This window comes from Mesorhizobium sp. dw_380 (genome assembly GCF_018588885.1).
Classification (GTDB): Bacteria; Pseudomonadota; Alphaproteobacteria; order Rhizobiales; family Rhizobiaceae; genus Mesorhizobium.
The window spans coordinates 48,797-57,585 of record NZ_JAFFIW010000036.1; the positions used below are offsets into that span (position 1 = coordinate 48,797).

The 8,789-nt window shown below is 60.4% G+C and carries 9 protein-coding genes and 2 pseudogenes; 4 read left to right on the plus strand and 7 right to left on the minus strand.

Features of this window, described 5'->3' with window-relative positions:
- Nucleotides 1-8: 8 nt before the first annotated feature.
- A pseudogene (locus JT360_RS26125) lies at nt 9-229 on the minus strand (insulinase family protein); the annotation flags it as partial.
- Between the two features lie 1,054 nt (nt 230-1,283).
- Between JT360_RS26125 and JT360_RS33725 the strand changes: the two are divergent.
- Nucleotides 1,284-1,649: an extracellular solute-binding protein gene (locus JT360_RS33725; protein WP_245454714.1), complete on the plus strand. Its 366-nt coding sequence runs from the start codon at nt 1,284-1,286 to the stop codon at nt 1,647-1,649.
- Nucleotides 1,650-2,044: 395 nt separating this feature from the next.
- A pseudogene (locus JT360_RS26135) lies at nt 2,045-2,266 on the plus strand (helix-turn-helix domain-containing protein); the annotation flags it as partial.
- Here JT360_RS26135 and JT360_RS26140 read toward each other — a convergent pair.
- The 5 genes from JT360_RS26140 to JT360_RS33735 all read right to left on the minus strand — a co-directional run bounded on the left by JT360_RS26140 (nt 2,263) and on the right by JT360_RS33735 (nt 5,837).
- Complete coding sequence (locus tag JT360_RS26140) at nt 2,263-3,000, minus strand: hypothetical protein (protein ID WP_127322442.1); 738 nt, start codon at nt 2,998-3,000, stop codon at nt 2,263-2,265. The pseudogene JT360_RS26135 and the gene JT360_RS26140 overlap by 4 nt on opposite strands.
- A gap of 173 nt (nt 3,001-3,173) precedes the next feature.
- Entirely contained in the window at nt 3,174-3,677 is a 504-nt protein-coding gene (locus JT360_RS34245; RefSeq protein WP_185928961.1) for a hypothetical protein, read from the minus strand.
- 19 nt (nt 3,678-3,696) lie between these two features.
- Entirely contained in the window at nt 3,697-5,151 is a 1,455-nt protein-coding gene (locus JT360_RS26150) for a glutamate synthase subunit beta (protein WP_024504270.1), read from the minus strand.
- 52 nt (nt 5,152-5,203) lie between these two features.
- Complete coding sequence (locus tag JT360_RS34250) at nt 5,204-5,266, minus strand: hypothetical protein (protein ID WP_502703033.1); 63 nt, start codon at nt 5,264-5,266, stop codon at nt 5,204-5,206.
- A gap of 325 nt (nt 5,267-5,591) precedes the next feature.
- On the minus strand, nt 5,592-5,837 hold the full coding sequence (locus JT360_RS33735; protein ID WP_081714349.1) for a pyridoxal-phosphate dependent enzyme: 246 nt from the start codon (nt 5,835-5,837) through the stop codon (nt 5,592-5,594).
- Between JT360_RS33735 and JT360_RS26165 the strand changes: the two genes are divergently transcribed.
- Complete coding sequence (locus JT360_RS26165) at nt 5,731-6,684, plus strand: TauD/TfdA dioxygenase family protein (protein WP_127322137.1); 954 nt, start codon at nt 5,731-5,733, stop codon at nt 6,682-6,684. The two genes, JT360_RS33735 and JT360_RS26165, sit on opposite strands and share 107 nt — an antisense overlap.
- Before the next feature lie 594 nt (nt 6,685-7,278).
- On the opposite strand, the gene JT360_RS26170 is transcribed toward JT360_RS26165, so the two are convergent.
- Nucleotides 7,279-7,548, minus strand: coding sequence for a hypothetical protein (locus tag JT360_RS26170; RefSeq protein ID WP_024504272.1), 270 nt, complete (start codon nt 7,546-7,548; stop codon nt 7,279-7,281).
- 858 nt (nt 7,549-8,406) lie between these two features.
- Between JT360_RS26170 and JT360_RS34255 the strand changes: the two genes are divergently transcribed.
- Nucleotides 8,407-8,712, plus strand: coding sequence for a multicopper oxidase domain-containing protein (locus JT360_RS34255; RefSeq protein WP_370451711.1), 306 nt, complete (start codon nt 8,407-8,409; stop codon nt 8,710-8,712).
- Nucleotides 8,713-8,789: the final 77 nt, after the last annotated feature.

Sequence of the window (8,789 nt, forward strand, 5' to 3'; positions counted from 1 at the left end):
TCATGAGGCGCCTTGAGCATCAGATGCTCGAAGACATGCAGATATCCCCGGCGGCTCATCCGCGCTGCCGATCCTGCACCAGACCATATCGGTGACGAGCGGCGCGGTGGTCGGGAATGACAGCCACCTCCATGCCGTTGAAAAGCAGGAAATCCGTCACTTTGCCCTCGTCGGTAACCGGCGGAGCCGGAGTGGTCGTCACCAGGGCAAGCCCTGTTGCAGCAGGTATCCTTGGGCAGCCTGTCAGAACATCGATGACTCCGGTTGTGGTGCCGGGGCGGGCGATCAGGGGCCAAGTGATTGTTCCGCGGCGGCTGTATGTTGTGGTAAGGTGATCATGCGAACTCTTGTTGGTCGGTCACGTGTTTTGCGGATGACCCGCATGTACTGTGCCAAATGAGAAAACCATTCAAACGCAATCCAGTAGATCTGACTGTATCCGACATTGTCGGAATTTGGACATCGCCGAACGCGAAGCGCTCGGGGCTTGTGACGATACTTGAGCGTGCTGCTTCGGAGGAGGGATGCGCCTCGAACCGGCCGCGAGGCCTTTTTCTGGCAACGGATATTCCGGCCGGGTTAGGCCGCGAGGAAAGCGACGGTGAATAAGAGGTAGAGGACCAACCGTTTTGAGCGGGTAGTTGCCGTGTTGCGCCCCCAGGCAAAGGCCAGCACCACGGAGCAGTATTTCTGGTGGCGATACTACATCGCCTTTAAGTGCCGGTTACCCGTTTTTACCCAGTTGGCCTGGTGCATTCAGAGCGAGGTCGTTGGAAACCGCTTATTGTGGCTATGAGCAAACTCGGGATGGAGGAGTGGACCCAAAAATTGGCAAAATGCCCCAGGGAGGATTACATGGGTCGCTCATTCCCCGTACTCGTTACAGGTGCGCGTCGCTACGCAAACAGCTTGCTTTTGACTTGGCGTTTCTTGCCGTTTCGGCATCGCTCACTAATTCGGCCGCTGCCGACACCGTGAACTGGCGTCAATTCGAAGGGACCAGCATAACTTGGGCCTACGACATCCACCCCTATGCGGATGCTCTCGCTGCGCAACTTTCCGGAGTTCGAGAAGCTGACCCGGCATCAAGGTCACGCCGGAACTCTACCCAGACGATTCTTACTGGAACAAGATGACGATCCAACTGACGACGAAGTCGCCAGCATGGGATGTGTTCGGCACTGGCATTCAGCCCGCGTAGGACCTCGCTCCGAGTGGCGCCTGCTGGACAAATACCTGAGTGATCCGAAGCTTACCGATGCTGGATACGACTACATTCGGACATGATCAAGAAGTGCGCGGCTCCTTCCTTCGCCAATGATAACTGGAACCAGGTCGTGGACGGCATCTCGTCCGGCCGCACCGCGATGACGATCGACTCAAAAATGTTCGGCTTCTGGAACGATGTTGCGGGGAAGCCGGCATCCGGCAAGATCGCCTTCGCTCCGCCGCTGCACGCACCGAGCGCCACGAGCTTGGATTCTGACATCTGGATCTGGGCTCTCGCCATGAACGCGGCTTCCGAAAAGAAGGGCACGGCCTGGCTGTTCATCCCGTGGGCCACCTCCAAGCAGGTGGCGCTCAAGGGTGCCCTTGCTGGCCAGCTCGTCAATCCGCCGCGCACGTCGACCTGGCAGGACGATACCTAGACTAAGTACGCTTCGCAGCCCGAGTTCAACAACTTCGTTGACAGCTTCAAAAAGATACAGGATCAAGCCGCGCTGGCTTTCACACCGCGTGTCGGCTTCGGCGAAGCCATGAACGCATGGGCCGTGGCGATGCAGAAGATGGCAAACGGCGATGACGTCGAGACGACGTTGAGGGCGCTTGCCGAAGAAATCCGCACTGGCCTCTGATCAAAAGGAACAGGGCAGTACTATTGCACTGCCCTGTTCCCGCCAACGGCGGAGATCACGCCGTGTCACCCCAAGCACTTAAACCCAGCGTGCCGATGGCAGGCGAAGGCCCTGGCGCGCGCGCCTCGTCCGGTTCGGCTTCGCTGGAGGGGCGTTCCATCGACTGTTTCAGCCTTGCAATCATCCAGGCGCTGGCCAAAAGCCAGATGGAGCGCCGGCTCAGGAACCGGCGCAAAAAACTCGAGCCTGCCGGCGCTGATCGAGCTGGTGCTGGCGCGGCCGCTGGTGTCGGCAGGCCTGGTCGCGGCCGAGCTGAAAATTAGCCAGCGCGCTGCGCTCGGGCTGGTGCCGAACTCGGCATCCGTGAGGTGACCGGCAGGGGGCGCTACCGGGCGTGGGACCCCGTTTAGCTGCGGCGGGCTTTGGCGAAAGCGACAGCACTGATGATTTTTGCTGTACGCTCATTCTCCCTCATCTGCGCGTTGACAGAAAACCAGCAGGCGAGGGTCACAGCACGCTGTGCTACCCGCGATTTCCGGAAAACCAATGAAAAACGACTTTGATCGATCGCGCGGGACGTATCATTCAACCATGTCGAGAACGGGCGTGACGGCACGTACACTATGGACCGAGAGAACTTTGTCTGGCGACTTTGCGCACGCCTGCAGAACTCTTCGGAAAACTTCCTTCTGTTGATCCAACGATCGTAATGAGCTGGAGTGGCATCGCCGCTCTCCTCGGTTCTTGCTCTCTCAGTTGAACTTGATGCTAGCCTGCACGAAAACGCCGTAGCGCTTTGCCTTCCAATCGTCGGCCTGCGGGGAACCACGACCGCCCATTGCCTCTTCGAAATGAGCGGTGCCGTTATTCGCCACGGCCGCAACATCGCCTCGAGCTGGACGCCATGCCCATCGCCGTCTTCGGGAATTAGCTTGATCTTGGGGCGCATGTGGTGCTGATCTTTGCCGTCGAGCCGCGTGAAGAGGAACGCCACGTCACCAGAAAGGCTGAGTCGCTCGGTGAGTTGCGTCTGCCCGGCCAAGCCGAGTCGCAGCGAATGCCAATCGTTGTCCTGGCTGATGAGGTTGAAGTAGGTGGGACGGTTGGCACACAGGTTCCCCAGTTGGTCGCCTGCTGCGTGCAACCGAAAGCGTCGTAGCTCTCGTGCCAGAAATTGTTGCCAACAAAAGCACCGATGCGGTAGCGCGGTGAATTCAAGAAATTATATCCAAGATCGGCGGTGAAATAGCTGACGCCGCCCCCGCGCTGATCACTGAATGTGTTTGAGTAGCCCCCCATTTCCGTAAGAAGTCCTCGTCATGAGAAAACCCTCCCTGATGCCGCCCGCACCGAGGAGGCCTTTACGAAAATGCCAGTCGGATTGTGGATCGCGTTGAAGAAGACTTCACTCGAATGCGCGTCTAGATCGTCATAGGTGAGCCGCGAGACCAGTGACGTACCTTTATGATTGTAAAGTTCCTTCGATGCTTTGCCGGTACTGGGCCAGTAGCGTAGTCCACCCTCGAAGGAAAAGACTGAGGCCGCCGACCCGGCTACCGACGCCGACTCGCAATCACCGGCATTCGACGGCGGTTCGGAACTTCTCGGTGCCGCAGCGCCGGCCAAGCCGGACGGGTCCGGTGAAAAATTCGTCGTCGAGGGCAAGGCGCCCGCTGCTTCGCCCGGCCGCGCCGACGATTTTTCTTGGCCGCCAAGGCGGCAGCCTGCGGCCGGGGCCACAACCGAAACGACCACGGCGATCAGTCCGTAAGCTGCCCGGGGCAGCGGAAGGGCGGAAAGCGCCTTCAGGTGGCCGCACAAGTAGGGTCTCGAGACGGACTCAGCGCGGCAGCACGCTCGATCCCATCAGCGCCTCATCGATGGCGCGCGCCGCCTGGCGGCCCTCGCGGATCGCCCAGACGACCAGCGACTGGCCGCGCCGCACGTCGCCCGCCGCATAGAGCTTTTCGACGCTGGTCCTGTAGTCCCGGTCATTGGCCTCGACATTCTTCGAGCGGCGGCTGTCAATGGCGATCTTCATCTGGCCGGCCAGTTCCGACACCGGCCCGCGAGCGGCTGGCCCGGCAAAGCCGATGGCGATGAACGCGAGATCGGCACGAATGACGAATTCGCTGCCGGCGATCGGCTTGCGCTTTTCGTCGACCTCGCAGCATTTGACCCCGGTCAGCTGGCCGTCTTCGCCGATGAACTCGAGCGTCGCCACCTGAAACTCGCGCTCGGCGCCTTCGGCCTGCGAGGACGAGGTGCGCATCTTGGTCGCCCAGTAGGGCCAGACCGAAAGCTTGTCTTCCTTTTCCGGCGGCTGCGGGCGGATGTCGAGCTGGGTGACGCGGACCGCGCCCTGGCGGAAGGCGGTGCCGACGCAGTCGGACGCGGTATCGCCGCCGCCGACGACGACGACATGCTGACCGCCGGCGAGGATCGGATGCGACGGCCACGCCACCGACTGGATCGGTTCGCCGCCGACACGCCTGTTCTGCTGCACCAGATAGGGCATCGCGTCATGCACGCCGCCGAGATCGTCGCCGGGAATGCCGGCCGCGCGCGGCGTTTCGGAACCGCCGCAATAAAGTACGGCGTCATGTTCGGCGAGCAGCTCGGCAACAGGCTTGTCGACGCCGACATTGACGCCGCAATGGAAGGTGACGCCCTCGCCCTGCATCTGCTCGATGCGCCGGTCGATATAGTGCTTCTCGATCTTGAAGTCGGGAATACCGTAACGCATCAGCCCGCCGGGCCGGCTCTCGCGCTCATAGACATGGACGTCGTGGCCGGCGCGGCCGAGCTGCTGGGCAGCCGACATGCCGGCCGGGCCGGAGCCGATGACGGCGACGCGCTTGCCGGTCTTCTTCTCCGGCGGATAGGGCCTGATATGGCCGGTCTCGTAAGCCTTGTCGGCGATCGCCTGCTCGACCGTCTTGATGGCGACGGGAATGTCCTCGAGGTTCAGCGTGCAGGCTTCCTCGCAAGGTGCGGGGCAGATGCGGCCGGTGAATTCCGGGAAATTGTTGGTCGAATGCAGGTTGCGGATCGCATTGTCCCAGTCGCCATTGTAGACGAGGTCGTTCCAGTCCGGGATCTGGTTGTGGATGGGACAGCCCGTTGGCCCGTGGCAGAACGGAATGCCGCAATCCATGCAGCGCGCGGCCTGTTTCTCGACCTCCTTGTCCGACATCGGCAGCGTGAATTCACGGAAATGCCGGATGCGGTCGGAGGCCGGCTGGTACTTGTGCACCTGCCGGTCGATTTCGAGAAAGCCTGTTACCTTGCCCATAGTCCAGCTCCTGCTGTCCAGATGGCGCGCCTGGCGACGCCCTGCAGCTGGATCAGATGGGGCATCCCGTCCCACATGGGCCGCACCAAGTTGCCCAAAATTCGACTATGTACACTTGCCGGGCTCAAAGCTCGTGAGGGGCTCGCCATGCAGCCAGTTCTCGACTCTAATCGAAGGAGCCGGGGACTCCATCTGCAATACCACGTTGCGGTCCAAAGCTATTTCCAAAGGTTTCTGCACGAGCTGGTTTCCTCTCAGAGACGGCACACGGGTTCAGGGAGGAGCGCATCGCTCGTCTTGCCCCATTAAGTGCAGTCACAGTCACTCAGTCTCAAAAGCCATGCCAACGCGCTCAGCGCGCAGTTAGCGCCCATTGCTTCGAAAAACCTCGTCAGTGCCCAGATGTTGGTTGTAATGAACCTGACATTTGTCTGACGCTGTCAGCTTTTGGACACGCGATCACGCGCTTCGTGCCGCCAGGCCAGGCCGAGCCCTGTGTTGCCAGCGGTCGCTTCGATGATTGTACCGCCCGGCGCGAGCTGGCCACGCTGTTCGGCATTAACGATCATCGACAACGCAATGCGATCCTTGATCGATCCGCCGGGATTTTGGCTTTCGAGCTTGACGAAGAGAATTCCTGACTCCGACGTTGTACCGCTGACCAGCCGTGTTGGAGCTGAAATCAGAGGCGTTCGCCTTGGTGGAGACCTTTCGGACGCAGCGATAGCAGCCATCAACCAGCTTCTTCTAAAACACAAGGTGATCTTCTTCCGCGGCCAGGAGCATCTCGACGATGCGGAGCAGGAATTGTTCGCGCGGCGTCTGGGTAACCTTGTACCTCATCCCACGCAGGGGCCGGCAGCCGGCACGGCCTCAATCCTCAATCTCGATTCCGGCCGTGGCGGTGGCAGGCCAGACCAGTGGCATACCGATGTGACTTTCGTCGATGCCTATCCGAAATTCTCGGTCCTACGTGGCGTCGTCATTCCGGCGGCGGGGGGCGACACGATCTGGTCCAACACGCACGCCGCGTACGAGAATCTGCCGGCGCCGCTCAAAATATTGGCGGACAATCTGTGGGCTATTCATAGCAATGCCTACGACTACGCAGCCGTGCGCCCGCGCGCCACAGCCGAAGAGAAGAAGCACTTCGAGGAAGTTTTCACATCGACGATCTACGAGACCGAGCATCCGGTCGTGCGCGTCCATCCGGAAACCGGGGAGAAGTCGCTGCTGCTCGGCAATTTCGTGCAGCGCCTCGTCGGCCTTTCCAAGAGCGATTCCGCCAAACTCTACGAGGTGTTCCAGTCCTACGTCACTGCCCCGGAAAATACCGTGCGGTGGCGCTGGCAAGTAGGCGACGTCGCTATCTGGGACAACCGTGCTAACCAGCATTATGCGGTCAACGACTATGGCGACCAGCACCGGGTTGTGCGTCGCGCTACGGTTGACGGTGACGTTCCGATCGGCGTCGACGGTCGCCGCAGTATAACCCATGTCAAGGCAGCCAAGCCGGCGGCGAAGGCAGCCTGACCGTCTGAACAGGGTAAAGATGAAAACTTCGTATCGCCGCGGCCATATCGCGCTGCTTAACCGCCCCACAAAGCCTTATGATTTCCGAGAAGCAAGGCGAGTTGCGGGCTCGAGGCTTGGCCCGAAATCGAGGTCCTGCAGCGTGGCGCATGGCTCGAGTCGCTGCTCGTGGCCCCGCTGCAGCGGTACAGGTCCCCCACCGCCCCACCATCTCGCCCGCCCTGCACCTCGGATAGCGATCATTCACCGTTTGTTCATTATGATAGCGCACGATCATAACTGGACATGCTGGTAGCTCGTACATGCCTGAAGGCCCTGCGCGCCGACCCAGCGCCGGGGCCTTTTTACTTCCGCAAAATCGATTCCAGCAACGCGGGCACTTCGCAGGATGTCGGAATCCCGCGCTTGCGATGATACGCCGTACAGCGAATTGCGCGAGTCAAACGAATTTGGGTTTCTCAAATATAGAATCGTCGATACCGATCCTGATGGATCGAGCCTCGACGACGAAGTCAACCATCTTCAAACGGAATTATTCAACATTGCCGAGAGCTCCCGGTGTGCCGTCGAAGCCGACATTGGGGAGGTCAGCGGTCACCAACGATCATGGTGATCGCCAGCATCTTTCGTATTCACATAACCGTCGGCCTTGTACTTTCCCGAGGCCATGACATGAGTGGGTCTTCCAAGCACCGATTTGGCCCGGTAGGATTTGCAGGGGGCGCGGACAAGCGGATGAACAAACGGAATGATGCCGGAAAACTGCGCGCGCCTGCTGGGATTTAGCCGACCGTCGATAGGAACATAGCCCTGGTCGACGGCTTTCTGAAGGGCAAGAGTTTCGCCGACCTGGCTCAGGAACATGGCTTGTCGACAACGAGGGTGCGCCAAATCATCGAGAAGGCCGATCGGCTCGTGGGCGGCGCATTCAGACCAAGACTGAAACGTCCAACGCCTCGCCTCGGTCCGATTTCATGGTCGACTATCCCTATGTGTGCAAATGGCCGAGAAGCACCGGCTGGGTAGCGTCACGCCGCATCATTCTTTGCGGAGCTGGAGCGCGCGGGATCGCTGGAGCGGCTGGTGAAAGCGGTTGCCGGGGCGCACAACACGTGAGCTGGCGCCTCGTGTGGCAAAAGGAGAGGGCGAGAGCCCATGGCCTGCAATGAAGCGATCAAGCATTGCGATCGTGGAACCAAGCTAGTCGACCATCCGGACCGCGGCCTTCAATGCCAGCTCGCCTTGGAATCGGCCTTCCAGGAATTGGCTGAGCGCGCAGCGGAATCCGGCTGGACCGAGGAGATAGCCACGCGCTCCTCGAACTCGCCGGCGCGCGCCTCAGGAGCGACTCCGCCAATGACAGACTGAGAGGACGATTAATCGTGCCAGGGCAACGAGAGAGCGGCAGGTTCAAGAAGCTTCGCCTGAACCGATAGGAACGTCGCTGCGCCAATAAAATTGGCGGTGAAGGCTGACCGCGGCCGAGTCGGGCAAGCGAGCGAAGTGCTGAAATAAGGGCGTGAGAATCCAAGACATCGTTTGTAGAGAGCATCGAGCTTCGCGAGATTGTGGTACAGGATCGACCGCAGGTGTTCTCGCAGCGCTCGCAGAACCCGGGATTCTTCCGCGGCACCCGCCAAGGCGAAGAACGGTCAGAGTTGCACGATAACGTTTAAAAGCGAGCCTTCCTCCGAAAGTCTGCGCGCGCAGTTCCACGGTCCGATGCGCTTTCATAGCTATTCCAATCGCCGCGCCCATCCTCTCCCGGATCAGGTCCAGCGGGTCTGCAGTGCATGCGCCCCCAAAGTGGACGCCATTGGGCCGGGTGAACCGGGCTCGATTGCGCGCCGAAGGCCCGTTCCAGGCCCGGAAATCCGGGTCCGTCAGGGCGAGCGCGTGCGGGTCGAGGTAGAGAACGGCCTTGCCGAGAAAACGACCGTGCACTGGCATCGCGTGCGTGTGCCACATGCCATGGATGGCGTGCCTCACCTCACGCAGAAGCCCGCGAAAAGGCAACGGAAGATCTAGCATTTATGGGGGAAATGTTTTTTCGGAGTGCTTGACCCGCAGGAAGGGCAGGGCATGACTGCCTATCGCCCGACCCG